The sequence below is a fragment of the Enterobacter sp. BNK-22 genome, assembly GCF_048684805.1.
Taxonomy (GTDB): domain Bacteria; phylum Pseudomonadota; class Gammaproteobacteria; order Enterobacterales; family Enterobacteriaceae; genus Enterobacter; species Enterobacter quasiroggenkampii.
The window spans coordinates 124,952-139,475 of sequence record NZ_JBLQTT010000002.1; the positions used below are offsets into that span (position 1 = coordinate 124,952).

Consider the following 14,524-nt stretch of genomic DNA (forward strand, 5'->3'; position numbering starts at 1 on the left):
AGGTGGTCCTTCAGAGAAAAACGCAGTTCCGTTTACGCCAGAACAGGTAGCCGAAGTTACGGCGATCGTTAGGTAAGTTACGTCCGGTCTCCCAGCGCATCACGCTGCGGCCCACCGGGTGGCATTGTCCGGCGTCAGGGTGTTTGTTCACCATCTGATAGCGCCAGCGCTCTTTCGGGATAATCGGGGACGGATACTCAAAGCAGACCGCTGTGTTCTGCCCAATGGAATTCATGATGAGACCTTCACGGTGCAGCTTGAAGGCCATGCGCTCGGCGACCAGCAGCGACGACTGCAGCGGGCTGTACTCGTTGGAGGTATAGCCGGTAAACGGGTACATCGAGCCCTGGGAGCCTGCACACCAGAACAGCACGTCCAGCGGTTTACCGACCAGGCTCGCCGCTGCATCAGCGGCGCAGGCGGCCTGGGCTATCGTATTGCTGAAGAGCACCGCCTCGGGGTTGATAATAATGCTGAGGCTGCTGTCGTTCCACATCGGATCAAGTTCGGAAAGATACGCGATATCCAGATCGCCGCCCTGCAGACAGCCCGCAGAGGTAATGATATTCAGCCAGTATGTCAGCGGGTATTTGTACCAGTGGACGTGATAGAACGCCCCCGGGGATTCACCATCCTCCTGCGACCCCGTCCCGGTACCAACATTGCCCACGCCCAAGTTAAAGCCGCCGAGATTCACCATGCAGTACGGCGAGCGGGTCACATCCGCCAGTGCCATTGGCTCCCAGTACCCCATCGCCATACCCACGCGGTACAGGATTCCCATCGGGCAAATCTGTATCGGACTTGACGGGTTCGCCGTATCCGGCTGCGAGCCGGAGGCAACCGCCACATTACCAATCGTGACCGGGAAAATGCACTCCCAGCAGATATCGGTGATCGGGTTAACGAAATTACCCTCGCACTCCACAGCGCTGGCGGATGTGGCAGACGACCAGAGCAGGCCGGACACTGTCAGACAAAGAACGGAGAACAGCCTTCTCATTGATGCCCTCCCGCCGGCTCCAGCGCAAAGGTATCAACGCGCAGCGACCTTTTATCTTCCCCCAGGGTTACGCGCGCCGGTACCGCAGTGAGCTCAAAGCGGCGTGACATCGAGCCCTTCTGATCGAAGAAGATCCGCTCGCCCAGCGCTTTTGTCGCTTCCCGGATATCCCCGTTAACGAGAATGACGCGGTACACCATCGTGTCAGGCTTCTGCGCCTTCATCCAGGCCAGATGGGCAGGATTGTCACCGTCGATAAAGTAAAGCGTCTGGTTGAACGGCACGGTATCCAGCGGGTTGATTACATCCCCCTTGCGTGCAAACAAGCGCCCCTGATGATCGGCCATATCTTCCGCCACGGTCATCGACGGATTGATGTAGTGGGTGCGGTTCTCGCGGGCAATGGTCAGCCCTTCAACCGGATCGGGGCGCAGGGATTTTTCGATGATCTGCTTTTTATAGGCTTCCTGCTGCATGTCCAGTTCACCGCTGTCCTGCATCGCCTGCAGGCGGGTATTGATGGTGGTGAGCATGTCCTGTTCAGCAATGGGGTAAAGTTCGCCCCAGGTTCCGAGGTCTTTTGCTACTACAGGCGAAAAAGCAATTACCGTCAGGAAAAGTATCGTTCCAGTATGTTGCACATGGGCTCCATAAATTTTGATTTGCATTACGCCACTAAGTTGCACACCATTAGTGTGTAACTGCATACGTGTAAAAAATCATATTTGAAGAGGGTTCTATGTCACATCAAACGCTTCAGCAAACAGTCAAGAAAAGAACAAATGTCACAATTACGGCCAGCCTGCTAAGTGAGGCAAAAGCAAGCGGCATTAATCTTTCTGCATTACTTGAAGATGCACTGCAGGAAAAGCTCAGAGCATCCAGAAGAGAGCGCTTCCTTCAGGAAAATCAGGCTGCATTTGCCTCTCATAATGCTTTTATCGAAAAAGCCGGGCTGTTTTCTGATGATGAAGGTGTTATTTGATGGCTCAGTTCGATATCTATCGCAACAAAGGAAAAGGCCGGGAGCACTATCCCTATTTTATGGCTCTTCAGCATGACCTCTTTGAGGGGCTGAGCACCAGAATTGTCGTACCGCTGACAGCTAAAGAAAATTTGATCCCTGTAGGACGAATCCACCCGGTTGTGAATATCGCTGGCAATAACTTCGTCATCCTGACAGATCTGATGACCAGTATTGAGAGCAAACGCCTGGAAACGGCTCCGGTAGCGACAGCCAGCCATTTGCATACTGAGATTGTTAGTGCCATCGACCTGCTAATAACGGGCATCTAACGTGTCCATTCAGTCATACGCTGACTGATATCACCCTGAATTTCAGTGGTGATATCCGGTACGCCGGATACCACGGCAGGTTTAACCAGAATCAGCGCCGAATGACGTTGCTGATAGTCCGTCAATGCGTTATTCAGCGAGAAGGTGAAGCGGCTGGTCAGAGCTTCCAGCTCGCCCTCTTTCAGTTCACGCCCGGTGGCCTGCTCGGTAAACCGGTCGATGGTCGCCTTCATGTCAAAAGACACAATGACCGGCGCCCGCCACGAAATCATCGCTGACGTCACTGCCGCATTCAGCGCGGTCACGGCCAGCACCACCAGGCCCAGATTGCGCAGACACTGGCGCTTTGCCTTTTGACGGCGGGTCAGCGGCGGTTTACCTGACGTCACATCGTCTGCTGACTGTCCGGTCGTTAATGCTGTATTACCCATTTTCCTGTCCTTTTCGTTCACTGTGTAACTCATGCCGCCATCTCCCACTCCTCAAGCTCCCGCATCTCGTCCGGGAAGTTTCGCCAGGCGAGTTCGTACACCGCGTCATGAATGCTGACGCCCTCTGCCCGACGCTGCTGTATAAACTCAAAATCCTTACCCTGCGAGCTGAACATCGCGCGGCTGAGCGGGTCCACGAACAGACGGTGAAAGCTGCAGGTGTCGTTAATGCGCAGCATGAAGGAGCTGAACCACTGGCGTTTCGCATCTCCGAACTTGCTGATGATGTCGCGCTCCATCTCGCTGAACTGGTTGGGGCGCATCTGGTTATAGGCCTTGAACTCGGACGCGTCCTGCTTGAGGATCACCTTGAACGAGGAGTTACCCCAGGCAGCTTTTGCCGCCGCAGAAGCTTCATCCGCATCGAAGTCCTTGATGTTCTGGCTGATGGTGATAAACGCCCCCATATGGCGGCGCACCGTGCGGTAGCCGGTCTCGATAAACTGCCCGACCTTGTCGTTTTTGAAGTTGAGGAGCTTCCAGCCCTCATCGATGGTGCAGCACTTCTTCATGCTGCGCGGCGTGCGGTACATCTTGTCTTCTATGTATATGATGAGGGAGAACATCACCGCGATAAGCAAATCAGGCTTATCGTCCAGGTCGCCCAGCTCCAGCACCACAAAACGCGCATCGTCGCTGAGTGACGGTTCATCGCTGTTAAAGTAGTCGCCGTAGACCCCGCCCTGGCAGTATTTGCCCAGCAGTGTGATGACCTCATCCAGGCGGCTGGCGATTGTCGCAGCATTCTGCTGCATGGCCTCTTCACGCGCCGCACGCATCTGCACCACCACGTCGTCAATGCGGGCTTTGTTCTGCTTCTGGTCGTAAGCGCGCTTCACCGCGCCCAGCAGAAGCTCCAGATGCACCTCATCAAGATTGCCGTTGGGGCTGGCCAGCACGGCCAGCTGGTCGCGGATACGCTCGGCTGAGGTGTTGATATTGCTGATATTGGCAAACGGGTTGAACTTGAGGTTGGAGCCCTTGAGGTACACCCCGCCGACGTTCTCACAGAAGGACTTGTAGCCGTCCCCCATATCGAACACCCAGCCAATCCCGCCGGACTCGAGCACGCTGCGTAAAATCGGCTGCACCAGGTTAGTCTTCCCTGCCCCGGAGGTTCCGCTCACCGCCATGTTGTAGTTGGTATTTCCCATTCCGTCGCCGTAGATGTCCAGAAACGACAGCTGGTTACGATACGACGGTGTCAGCAATCCGCCCGGACACAGACGGTTATCCGCCACCACAGGTGCAAGATTGACGACCTGACGACTTTCAGCGCGACAGGTCGCCCCGCCCATCTTGATGTCGTCCCACAGGTCTTCGGCATGGATAAAGGGAAGCATGGCTATCCAGTTGCGGAACTGCATATAGTCCGGTGAAATCAGCTCGATGCCGTTCTTCTTGAAGGTGTTGATGACCTGCTGCTCGCAGACCAGCGCAGCTTCATCTTCATCCGGACAGAACGCCGTCACGTTGAAGTAGTAACGTACCAGGCAGGTTTCATTTCCGTTCAGACGCTCGCGGATTTCCTTCCACTCCTGCGCCTGCTTGGTTACGGCCGGGAACATCTTCGCGTAGGCGGAGTTCGCCTTCTTGTCCCGGTCCATATACTTGCGGGTCGCTTCCCCCTGCGAGGCGGTCTGCTCTTCCGCCTCCATCACGAAGGTGATTACAAACGGGCTGGAGATACTCAGGTCCGGATGCAGCAGGTTGGCCAGATTGTCCCCGCCCATCCACAGCAGGAAGATGTCCGGGTTATGCTCCATCATGAAGTTCATGGCCCGGGTGGACGTCTGCGCTTTCTCGCCCGGCTTGCTCAGGTTAATCAGCACGTGATCTGGTTTCACCTGCAGGTCTATCGACTGCTCAACACAGCGCTGGTGAAACTCATCGTATTCACCCACCTTCACCGGCTTCGCGTACAGCTGATCGTGACGGTGGTTGATCATCGAGCTGACGAGATTAACCAGGCCCTGCGGGTCGGCGGGCTGGGTGGAGATTTTCGCCGCATCGAGGGAGGCGCGCAGCACTTTCATGGTGTGGGTGATTTCGGTCATCGCCGACGCGCTGTTTTTCTTCGCCTTAACCGCGTATGAGATATACAAGCGATAGTCGCGCAGCGTCAGCGGCAGACGTGGCGGGTTGTTAAAGGACTTCTGCGCGGCCCGCTGATAGTAGGCGCGGGTGATATGGTTAAACTTCTCCGCGTGCTCCCCCTCCCAGCGGAACTGCGAGAGGCCCTCATCCATCTGCTCGCCAATTACCTTGGACGATACAAGGTGAAACGCAATCGGCGTTTTGCGCGGGAGCTTGCTTTTCACCATGTCTTCCAGCACCTGCACAATCTGCTCGTTCGCCCCGATAAGCGGCGTGGCCTCCAGCAGGAACCCGATCGTCTTACGGTTAATAAACAGGCCGGACTCTTTGTCATAGTCGCGGTACGGCAGCACGCTGGTCAGCTGCGGGAAGTCCATGTTGGCCAGGCTCTGCTGCATCTGCGCCGCGCCGTCTTTCTCCTTTGCCGCCGAGGCCAGCCTGCTCAGAATGTTGAATATCTCTTTCATCGTAAACCTCAGTTAATGCGCACGGGCATGACCCACGCCGGACCACTGGTCACGAACGAGATACGCCCGGGCTGATGAAAGGCATCGCTGCTGTCGACCCAGGGTGCCACCCAGACGGTGGCGATATGCTCACCGGCCCGCTGCGCGCGAACCGTTCCGGCAGATGAGGCGGGTAACACGGAATACACAGGTGCGGATGACGCCGGTTTGATGGCGGGTGGCGTGGTCGTGGGTACCGACTGCGCGGGAACATTATGGGATGACACTACCGGCAAGGTGCGCGGCAGTTCAGCCAGGGAAAGCGTTGCGCCCGCAGCCGGCTTTCCCGGCGCGTCGCTGCCGGTTTTATCCCGTGCCAGCTGGTTGGCCTTGCTCATGGTCATACAGCGGTCGGAGGTGGTGGCATCGCAGTCAAAGTCACTTTTAACGCCCGCGCAGCCGCTCAGAAGCAGGATGCAGCCTGCCAGTATTAAGTAAGGTTTAATCATGTTTTAAATCCTGAATGAGGGGTGGTCATGGCGAGTAAAGAACTGACGAGGGATAAACCGGAACGTCAGTTTTCACGGGATTTTTCAGGGTCGTCCAGCCGTCTTGTAAAGCTGTAACGTTCACGTTCAGCCTGTTGGCACCGGAAAATGGCCAGCGCTTCCTTTTCAGCGTCAAGCCATACCGCAACGTCAACCGGCTCTATAACTTTCTTTCCGTTCACTGTCCTGCAAAGCGTTTCGAATGCACCCTTGTCATGTGGCTGATACCCCTTAAGCCTGGCGTTGATTCGTCCCGCCCATGTCGCTGGTATCCCTGACATTACGCACCGGGCTACCACACTGCCGGCAACGCTACAGACAGCCGAAATGATCAACGCCTCCTCTGAGGAAAAGACATCTGACAGATATAACGTCACTGCAAATAAACAGATGAAGCTGACAATCAAGAAGTACACCAGTCCACGCCGGAATGGTTTTTTACCGGCCTGCCATCGCACCAGATCCCTTTCGATGAGCCTCAGCTCGCTTTCACGTGACACTCTGATTTTCCTCCTGTCGGTTAAATGGTGGTTTGCTCTGATCAGTCATAATGTGAAGCCGGAAAGATAAGGGTGCGCTTATGCCGTAAAGGCAGTCGGAGCGCTCTTTTTCTCAAGCAGGTCCTGAATGAGCATCAGCTCCTGGACGATACAGTGCGCCAGGGCTTCTTCGGGATAAGGGTGAGCCAGCATGGCCGGGTCGCGATAGATTTCCATATAGCCGCCAACGGGGATATCCATAGAGGTTATCAGCGCCAGCATCCAGTCCAGGCGGTTTGCCGGACGGGAGGAGTAACGCAGTACCAGCCCGACAGCCGCCAGAGTGGCGCCCACGCAAACCAGCAATGGCGCACTGACGGCAACGGTGACAATCCCGGCGAACGCACCGCACTGCAGCGCCAGCTGCTGACGCGGCAGCGGCATATGTCGATGGCTGATGCGATACAGCAGTTCAGCCCGAAGTTGTTCAAGATTACGGCGCAGGTTAAGCAAATCTTCGTGCCCATAAGACTCAATATGACGAACCAGAGAGGCTTTCATCACTGCCCTCCGGTAAAACCAGCCAGTCGCCGGGTCAGGCTGAACCCCATGCATTTCAGCCCCTTCTCCCGCGCGGCCTGACAGTCCACACAGGTGGTCACGCCCGGCAGCGCCAGGCGGCGCTTTTCCGGGATGGCATTACCGCACCCGCATTCGCGGGCGCTCTCGCCGGTACGCTTCTGCGCAGATGCCAGTAACGCCTGCGCCTGTATTTCGTCGAGGAGCGCCATGCGCTCCTGCATCTTGTCCAGTACATCCGACATACTCTCTTCCTTCTGATGCGTCCGGACACGCTACCGCCCATCCCTTTCACGTCTTTCAGGGCACCGACCGCTCCGGATTGTGGTGGCTGCAACCCGCAGCCGGGTGAGGGTTTACTGCTCTTCAGCGCCGGGAACGGGCGCAACGGCGTCCCCCAGGCGGAAGTCGCCGAGGCTTTTCAGCATTTCAGTGGTGGATGACTGCAGAGCCGGCTGACGTGGTGCAGCCGGTTGCGCGGTCTGCTGAGAAGAAGAGCGTTTAGCCTTCTTCGCCGCCAGTTCCTGTACGCTCTCCAGCTGGAAACCGTCCTGGAACACGAGCGTCACTTCATTACCTGCGCCAATAGGAATGACCGGGTGATACTGCTCGGCGCGTTTGATGTAGTAGTCAGACAGGGTTTTGGCGGCGGAGCCGGTTCCCCCACCGACCCCGGCCCCGATAATGTCGCCCACGCCCGGACTGGCGGTCGCCCCGATGCCCACGGAGGTGGACGAGGCGCTTTCGATCCCCTTCCCGATACCGTCGATAAAGCCCGCCCCACCGGCATAAAGCAGGATCTGGCCGTTACGCATCACCACCTCCCCCTTGATGCCGTTCTTGCCCATAAAGCCGACGTGTCCAGCAATCTTCTGGTCAATGGTGTCCTCACCCATCTGGCAGCTGATGGAGCGGGTGCGCACTTCAGCACGCTCGCTGGAGACGTCGCCGTAGGCTTCGAGCGTGACAAAGCACCCTCGCAGGTCGTACTCCCCGTCGTTCGGCATCTGCACCTTGCCGGTCAGGCGGATTTGCATCGGGACGGTGTTTTTGTTACCGGTCACGGACGCGTTGGCATCTGCTCCTTCAATGACGATGGCTTCCGCGAAGCTGCCGGAATGTATCCAAGGAAACTTAGGCTTAGCGATCAGGTCTTCGGGGCTGTCAAATGCAGTGATGTCCATCGCGCCCTCGCGTATAACAGGCGTATAGACAGGTGCGCCGGGCTGTCCCGTTGAGTGATTACCGGCTGGCCAGAACGTTGTAGGTGGTGGAACTGCACCACTGCCGGACTGCATGCCGGCGCGCGTGCCGCCAGGGAACGGCTCGCCGTTAATGCCCTGTTCCGACGTTTTGCCGTACTCCTCAAGTTGGGTCTGCAGCAGCTTGTTGTCGCCCTCCAGTTCCCCGATGCGTGCCTGGCTGCTTTTGAGGTCCTTCGACAGGGTCTGCATCTCCGCGCGCAGACTTTTCAGCTCCTTCTGCGTTTGCTTGTTGAGGTTCTGCGCCTCAGCGATGGCAGACTTCTGCACCTTACCGTCAAAGGTGTGGTTCACCACGCCGGTCATGTCCGGCGCAGGCTCGCGCGGAGCCTGTACCGCCTTCGTTTTTTTCGCACTCATCGTGGACAGGTACCAGGCCCCGGCACCGCTGGCGCCCATCCCCAGCGCAATCGCCACCAGGAGCGCCACCTGCTTTTTGCGCACAGCCTTATTCACGTTGGCCATCAGGACTGTCCCCCCGCGTCACGAATGATGAAGACGCGCAACGTGGCTCCCGCCATCAGCGTGCTGGCCTGGCTGTCAAACATCACGGAGCGTACGCCCGGCTTCCAGAAGTCCTGCTCACGCAGCTTCACGCCGTAGCTGTGGGGATTGGTGATGCGAATGCGGTCAATACGCAGCGCGTGGCCCGTCCATGCCTGTTCGGCAACGGCCTGCAGGCGGGCCGGTACGGCGATACCGGAAGCATCGGGCTTCACGGGGGTATACCCGTCAGGCAGGACTGACTTCATCGCCTGGTTGTTCAGCGACAGCAGCAGCGATTCGTATGGCTGGGCAGTTTCCCAGACTTTCGCCTCAGGCGTACTGACAGGCATATCCCCAATCAGGCGATAGACTTTCCCCTGCCCTTTCACCGGCGTGGCGGCAACGGGGAAGGTCTGTCCCTTGCGGGTCTCGACGTAGAAGGTGAAGGGCTTATCGGCTACTGCCGTGAAGACCACGGCACCGGATGAGGTAAGACGCTTATCAGATAGCGAACCTGCCGGACCAGAAATAGCCGACACGACGTCCCCCGGGATGTGGATCATGTTGGGGTTGGTGGAACTGACGGACAGCGTGAACTGTCCGTTCTGAGGTAGGGTCAGCGTGCCGGCCGGTACCGCGCTGGCGCTGGCCTGCACAGGCAGGGCAACGCTCAGTGCGGTGGCGACACAGACCGCCATCAGGTTATTTTTCATTGTCGACCTCCACGAAGCGGGCAATGCGGGTCAGCCCGTTGTGGTATTCCAGGTCAAGACGGAACTGCTTGATTTCTGTGTCAGGCCGCGCGGTACCAATCCATGTTTTCAGCACGCCGCGAATATCCACGCGACCACTTGCCGGATAAACGGTAATGTCGGTCTGGTAGAACGCGGAGTTAACGCTGTTGTCCTTGATACGCTTTGACTCATCATCCAGAACGCTGGTGAAGTTCTGAAGGGTTTCCGTTTTGACGTAGGAGAGAAGAAACGCGTGGTTCATGTCCACGGTTTCCGGGGACACGTTAAGGCGCAGAGCCAGGAATGACAGGGTCATCATGCGAAGGTAGTCCGCATCAGCCTGATTTTCTGAGACAGAGAACGGCGCGTTGTACTGCATCGGCGTCACAATCACCGGACGCTTGTGAACAAGATCGATATTGGTGAACGCCAGACGCGCCACGGCCACAGCCAGAATAAAGATGAGGAGGATAAGACCGCCGATAATGAAGGACACCAGTCGGGTGGTGTTATTACGGGCCGTAATATGCATAAGGGTCCCTGCCGCTATTTAATCCATTTCCGGTAACTCGAATCAGGAATAAGTTTGTAAACGACGCGCAGCAGCTCGATGGGCAAATACCAGTAGCACCAGTTATAAAGCCATTTACTGCTCTTTCCGCGTTTCGCTGTTCGAATTAACTGCCACAACACGACGGCGACAACCATGCCGAACATGTAGCTCTTGTTGAGCATTAAAATCCCGCCAAAGACAGCTGCGGGAATAAATTCATCAAGAGGCAGACCCAGAATACGGGTCTGCTCAGACAGTGTTTTAGGGAAACGGTATTTATCTAAATGGTTCCCCTCCATTGTTTAACTCACATAAGAGAAGCCAACGGTGGTGAAAATAATGACAACCGCGAGACCCATCAGAACCATCAGGTTCTTGGTCTTAATGTACATACCGATACTGACAATAATCTCAGCAATAATAACGCACATCAGCACAAGCGAATCGGCGCCGAAGGTAGCAACAACATCATCTTTGCCTCCAGCCAGTAAATCGCTACCAGCGGCATTCGCAACAGACGGCGCAGCAGCCATGATTGCCATCATCGCAATGGATGCTTTATGACGACGAAACGCTGCCTTCAGATAATCCATTGCCTTATTTGAAGACGCACGAATCCCTTTGGACATTGAAGCCAATTTCATGATAATTCCTCTTTAACGGATTTTAAATTTTCAAAAGCGGCAGACAAAGTCATACCGACTCAGAAACCTAAACAGAATTCTGAAGCTGTAGATTTGCCTTTATCCTCATTGCTAATTAAAGATTTTATCAATCACTTTCATTACGAACATATACATTTGGATCAATCATAGTTGCCTTCATATCTAAATGATCTTCAATACGCAATGCTAATTCTTTTCCTATTCGCCTTCCGGATTTAGCCGCTCTTGACTTCAGATCGTTATATACATACCCCTCAAGATAGACAGAAATACGTTTGCCTCTAGGGATTTTCTTTAAAGCTTCAAGATCTATCACTGTAGCTCCTTCATCTCATTGATTTTATGAATATTATGCACTAAAAAAATGGAGCTGACCTGTCCATGTTTGGACAAATTGTAAAGACCGTAACTCGATGATATATAGAAATAAACCCTAGATTATTAGTAAAACCTTTGGACAGTCATTTGACTTTTATCAAGAAAAGTTAGTGACCTAGGTCACATACAAAAAAGCCCCATTCTTGTGAATGGGGCTTGCTATAACTTCCGTTTTATCGCCTTATCAAATACGTCAGAAGGATAAGTTTAAGTTTGTTCCCGGCGATGACTCGTAGCATATCAGGGTTAGATATGCCGTACTGCTCAACCATGTCATTCAACGCCCTGGTCACAGTACGCTCGTTGATCTCAAGGTCTGCTGCTATCTCCTTTTTGGTTAACCCATAACCAAACAAAAGGAAAATTGCTAACTTGTTGTCAGTTAAGCCAGGAAAGTACTTGCTTAAAACTACTAGCTCGCTAGGATCGATGATAGCCATCTTAACCTCACTATTTTATCCGATAGGTTATTGGTGGTCAGCGGTAGTGAGGGTTGCCGCCCTTACTACCGCGTCTTCTTAGATATTAAATATCATACTTTATGTTTCCCTTTAATATTACTCTCCTTTTGGTTTCACTAAAGTCAAATGCATTATACTAAACACGTACGTGATTGCTATATTTCAAAACGAAATATCACCTGCCTTTACAATACCACTCATCCAAAACTTGATGTTCATCACCTCATTCATTTTCGCTCATCACCAACATCAACAACACCTAAACAATCAAAAGATATGAAGAACTAATTTCTTAAACTTAATGCATCAAGGAATTCTAAGTTAAAATATTTCAAATCACAAAAAGTGACATATTCCAGCTTCAAATAACACCCTGTCACTCAGCATCGTCTTCCAGACGCGGATAAAACCGCTCTACTTCCGTTGCCGCATGGTCACGAATTCGTAATTTCATCTGCTGAAGTTCCTCCACTGTCAGATTCCCTTTCACCGACAGCTTCAGTAACTCGTTTGATATACTGTTAGTTTTAACCATATATTCCAGCATGGTTCGGTTAAATTCAGCCTGATTGAATCCGCCCTTGCCCCGTTCAAGCTGAATACAGTACACCCGAATTCCCAGTTCAATCAGCATTGAGGCCGTACTGGATATACTCGCATCCTGTATGCTCGCCCCACCCTGGCGCTTTTCTTCCACAATGTCATTTATCTTATCCAGTGCGGCGTTATTGACGTAAACCTGAATTTTTGGCATATGAAATTCCTTATTGACGGTTCGAAATTAACGAAATAAATATCTCAGGAAAATAAAAACCTGGAGAGTCACTATAGATTCCAGGTTTCTAAAGATGGAGTCGTGACACAGGTCAAAAGGAATCCATTTTTTTCAATTTTAGGATTCTATTCCAGACCCCAATCTTTCTAACTAACTGACTGAAAATAAAGAGTCGTTTACGAATCCATGGCGACCCTAACGGGACTCCATCAGGAGTCGTTGGAGAATCTATCCCGCTTAGAACTCAAATATAAACACGCACAAATTTCACATAAGTAAATGAAGTTAAACGCGTATCATGCAAGATGAAATCTTGCGACGGGTGTGGGGTTTGGGGGCTAAAGAGCAGGCTAGTGGTAATAGCGGTCATCATTCGGCTAGGGGTATTTCGGGCTGACCTGTTTTTGGGTAACATGGCCGACAGGCGAGTTTCTGGATAAAATGGAGAATATCAGGGATGACTGTCAGGGCTATTTTACTGCTGGTTTTGGTGTTGCCGTTCTGGGCTGTTGCTGACTGTTACGACCTGGCAGGACGGGATTATAAAATTGAACCGGACCTGCTGCGTGCGATTTCATTCCGGGAATCATCATGGCGGGATAACGCCCTCAACTACGTTTCGCCAGACAGTTACGCAATAGGCAGAATGCAGATCCATTCTCAGAACTTTAATCACCTGTCGCAGTTCGGGATCACGCCGGAGCATTTAAAAAATGATGTATGTATGAATATTTATACGGGCGCGTACTATCTGGCGATCGCGTTTAAACGCTGGGGTTACTCATGGCGGGCCGTTGGCGCATACAATGCCGGGTTTAAAGATGATCCGACGCAGGAAGCTAAGCGGCTTGAATATGCTGAAGAAGTCAGGCAGATGTATGACGGGATAAAGCGGAGTAATGCATCATCTTAACAATCTGGCTGACCGTATCAGCCAGATTGTCGTGCCAGTCAGATCACCAGTCGAAGGTTTCCTCTCCCTCCACCGGATTTGTATCACAGTCAAAATGAATATACATCGCGTTATATTTTCGCTGCATGTGATACACAAATTTCCGCAGAGATTTCGACAGTCCGGCCTGTTTCATTCTCAGAAGCGGATGATGCATACTGCCGATATCCGGAATATAACCGTATGTCGCATCGAACACCCACGGAATACTTTCCCCTCCTGACGCAATATCTTTCAGGGTGAACGCATCCTGTTTTTCTAGATGTGCCGTTGAACAGAAAATCAGTTTCATCATCATTGTGATGCTCCTCCATGAAATGTGAAAACGCCACCAACGTGGCGTAATGGTATTTAATCGATAGCGCGAAAAATCAGAAGAGCCTCAGGATGTTTTATGATGCTGATATAATCCTTCAGCGCATCCTGACGTTCGACCAGTAACTGGCATGTTCTGGCATATTTCTCTCCCATCGCTGAGGCTTTCCATGAAAGTGAATTCAGTATCATCAGAGTCGCTATTATTCCGGCAGCATCAGCACTGACCTCCCCTTCAAAATAATTACCCAGCACACAAATCTTGTATGTGTCGTCAAAATCAGGCGCAATGTACCCGGTCGTTTTCAACCTGACGGCTTTATGAAGTGAAGTTTCACCCTCACTCCCTTCAGGTATAACAAAATAATTCCAGTAACCACCCTCATAATCTGAGTGTCGGGTCAGCCAGTCCATGATCATACTTTCACCCACCGGAGAAAAAAACAGTTCAGGGATATAACGCAACCGGTTTTCATCCGGCACGATAAGGCGCAGTTCTGGTTTTTTACTGGCAGGCTCACCTGACAGCACACAGATAAACTGGCCAGTGTTATCCTGAATTGCCAGCGGCAAGCCTTTTACCGTCCAGACTTTTACTGATGAATTATCAGTTTCACTGCTCATGCTAAAAGACTCTGCACTTTCAGGAAGCGTGAAATATTCAGGCTGCGTCTGATTTTCAGCACAGGCGAGGATATAGCAAACCAAATCGGCAAACTGAACCGGCGTTATTGCTTCCGTGTTTTCATCGCATCTTTTGGCAGATTCAGCAGCGGCGGTTTTATTGTCTGGTGTGTGCATTCTGGTTTTCTCCTTTTCTGGTGATGTTTCCATCTCCCGGTGAGTTCGTTGCGGAAACCTTCATCTGAACCGCAACTGGTTGAACCTACTGAACCGGACCCAGATGTAGAAGTAGGTGGGTATAAATATGCGCTTGTTAATCGCCCAGCTGGCATTAGTGCGGTACCAGAGGGTCAGCTGTACTGCCACGGCATGATGAAGGC

21 protein-coding genes are annotated in these 14,524 nt (G+C 52.8%); 3 read left to right on the forward strand and 18 right to left on the reverse strand.

The features are described 5' to 3' along the window. Positions 1–10: 10 nt before the first annotated feature. Positions 11–1,003, reverse strand: a complete 993-nt coding sequence (gene traU / locus ACMGGE_RS22800) for a conjugal transfer pilus assembly protein TraU (protein WP_420290593.1) — start codon at positions 1,001–1,003, stop codon at positions 11–13. Further along, positions 1,000–1,644: a type-F conjugative transfer system protein TraW gene (gene traW, locus ACMGGE_RS22805; RefSeq protein ID WP_420290594.1), complete on the reverse strand. Its 645-nt coding sequence runs from the start codon at positions 1,642–1,644 to the stop codon at positions 1,000–1,002. Before traW ends, traU begins: the two co-directional genes overlap by 4 nt. A 98-nt stretch (positions 1,645–1,742) precedes the next feature. Between traW and ACMGGE_RS22810 the strand changes: the two genes are divergently transcribed. Both ACMGGE_RS22810 and ACMGGE_RS22815 read left to right on the forward strand, forming a co-directional pair. Then, positions 1,743–1,988 carry a type II toxin-antitoxin system CcdA family antitoxin gene (locus ACMGGE_RS22810; RefSeq protein ID WP_196351417.1) on the forward strand — a complete coding sequence of 82 codons (246 nt, stop codon included), beginning with the start codon at positions 1,743–1,745 and terminating at the stop codon, positions 1,986–1,988. Further along, positions 1,988–2,299, forward strand: a complete 312-nt coding sequence (locus ACMGGE_RS22815; protein WP_196351418.1) for a CcdB family protein — start codon at positions 1,988–1,990, stop codon at positions 2,297–2,299. The genes ACMGGE_RS22810 and ACMGGE_RS22815 overlap by 1 nt, the downstream gene beginning before the upstream one ends. Here the strand turns inward: ACMGGE_RS22815 and trbI are convergent. The 14 genes from trbI to traM form a co-directional block, all read right to left on the reverse strand. Beyond that, positions 2,296–2,730, reverse strand: coding sequence for a type-F conjugative transfer system protein TrbI (gene trbI / locus ACMGGE_RS22820; protein ID WP_420290595.1), 435 nt, complete (start codon positions 2,728–2,730; stop codon positions 2,296–2,298). The two genes, ACMGGE_RS22815 and trbI, sit on opposite strands and share 4 nt — an antisense overlap. A gap of 29 nt (positions 2,731–2,759) precedes the next feature. Then, complete coding sequence (traC, locus tag ACMGGE_RS22825; RefSeq protein ID WP_420294210.1) at positions 2,760–5,354, reverse strand: type IV secretion system protein TraC; 2,595 nt, start codon at positions 5,352–5,354, stop codon at positions 2,760–2,762. Positions 5,355–5,362: 8 nt separating this feature from the next. Next, the gene (gene traV / locus ACMGGE_RS22830; RefSeq protein ID WP_420290601.1) at positions 5,363–5,842 is read right to left on the reverse strand and encodes a type IV conjugative transfer system lipoprotein TraV; all 480 of its coding nucleotides are present in this window, start codon (positions 5,840–5,842) and stop codon (positions 5,363–5,365) included. A gap of 65 nt (positions 5,843–5,907) precedes the next feature. Continuing rightward, positions 5,908–6,381 (reverse strand): hypothetical protein, encoded by a 474-nt coding sequence (locus tag ACMGGE_RS22835; protein WP_420290602.1) that lies wholly within the window; start codon positions 6,379–6,381, stop codon positions 5,908–5,910. A gap of 78 nt (positions 6,382–6,459) precedes the next feature. Further along, positions 6,460–6,921, reverse strand: coding sequence for a hypothetical protein (locus tag ACMGGE_RS22840; RefSeq protein WP_248223495.1), 462 nt, complete (start codon positions 6,919–6,921; stop codon positions 6,460–6,462). Continuing rightward, positions 6,921–7,184, reverse strand: a complete 264-nt coding sequence (locus tag ACMGGE_RS22845) for a TraR/DksA family transcriptional regulator (protein ID WP_420290603.1) — start codon at positions 7,182–7,184, stop codon at positions 6,921–6,923. The genes ACMGGE_RS22840 and ACMGGE_RS22845 overlap by 1 nt, the downstream gene beginning before the upstream one ends. A 111-nt stretch (positions 7,185–7,295) precedes the next feature. Further along, complete coding sequence (traB, locus tag ACMGGE_RS22850) at positions 7,296–8,666, reverse strand: F-type conjugal transfer pilus assembly protein TraB (protein ID WP_420290604.1); 1,371 nt, start codon at positions 8,664–8,666, stop codon at positions 7,296–7,298. Then, positions 8,666–9,400: a type-F conjugative transfer system secretin TraK gene (gene traK, locus ACMGGE_RS22855; RefSeq protein WP_420290605.1), complete on the reverse strand. Its 735-nt coding sequence runs from the start codon at positions 9,398–9,400 to the stop codon at positions 8,666–8,668. The genes traB and traK overlap by 1 nt, the downstream gene beginning before the upstream one ends. Next, positions 9,390–9,953: a type IV conjugative transfer system protein TraE gene (gene traE, locus ACMGGE_RS22860; RefSeq protein ID WP_420290606.1), complete on the reverse strand. Its 564-nt coding sequence runs from the start codon at positions 9,951–9,953 to the stop codon at positions 9,390–9,392. Before traE ends, traK begins: the two co-directional genes overlap by 11 nt. A gap of 14 nt (positions 9,954–9,967) precedes the next feature. Beyond that, positions 9,968–10,273 (reverse strand): type IV conjugative transfer system protein TraL, encoded by a 306-nt coding sequence (gene traL, locus ACMGGE_RS22865; RefSeq protein ID WP_129036198.1) that lies wholly within the window; start codon positions 10,271–10,273, stop codon positions 9,968–9,970. A gap of 3 nt (positions 10,274–10,276) precedes the next feature. Then, on the reverse strand, positions 10,277–10,618 hold the full coding sequence (gene traA, locus ACMGGE_RS22870; RefSeq protein ID WP_420290607.1) for a type IV conjugative transfer system pilin TraA: 342 nt from the start codon (positions 10,616–10,618) through the stop codon (positions 10,277–10,279). A gap of 127 nt (positions 10,619–10,745) precedes the next feature. Continuing rightward, on the reverse strand, positions 10,746–10,955 hold the full coding sequence (locus tag ACMGGE_RS22875) for a hypothetical protein (protein WP_420290608.1): 210 nt from the start codon (positions 10,953–10,955) through the stop codon (positions 10,746–10,748). 235 nt (positions 10,956–11,190) lie between these two features. After that, a complete protein-coding gene (locus ACMGGE_RS22880; protein WP_420290609.1) occupies positions 11,191–11,457 on the reverse strand; it encodes a helix-turn-helix transcriptional regulator in 267 nt (88 codons plus the stop codon). A gap of 397 nt (positions 11,458–11,854) precedes the next feature. Continuing rightward, entirely contained in the window at positions 11,855–12,232 is a 378-nt protein-coding gene (gene traM, locus ACMGGE_RS22885) for a conjugal transfer relaxosome DNA-binding protein TraM (protein WP_420290610.1), read from the reverse strand. Between the two features lie 478 nt (positions 12,233–12,710). On the opposite strand from traM, the gene ACMGGE_RS22890 reads away from it, so the two are divergent. Further along, positions 12,711–13,166, forward strand: a complete 456-nt coding sequence (locus ACMGGE_RS22890; RefSeq protein WP_248223464.1) for a transglycosylase SLT domain-containing protein — start codon at positions 12,711–12,713, stop codon at positions 13,164–13,166. Positions 13,167–13,209: 43 nt separating this feature from the next. Here ACMGGE_RS22890 and ACMGGE_RS22895 read toward each other — a convergent pair whose 3' ends face one another. Together ACMGGE_RS22895 and ACMGGE_RS22900 are read right to left on the reverse strand one after the other, a co-directional pair. Next, entirely contained in the window at positions 13,210–13,503 is a 294-nt protein-coding gene (locus ACMGGE_RS22895; protein ID WP_248223462.1) for a DUF5983 family protein, read from the reverse strand. Between the two features lie 53 nt (positions 13,504–13,556). Continuing rightward, positions 13,557–14,354, reverse strand: coding sequence for an antirestriction protein (locus ACMGGE_RS22900; protein WP_420294211.1), 798 nt, complete (start codon positions 14,352–14,354; stop codon positions 13,557–13,559). Positions 14,355–14,524 lie beyond the last annotated feature (170 nt).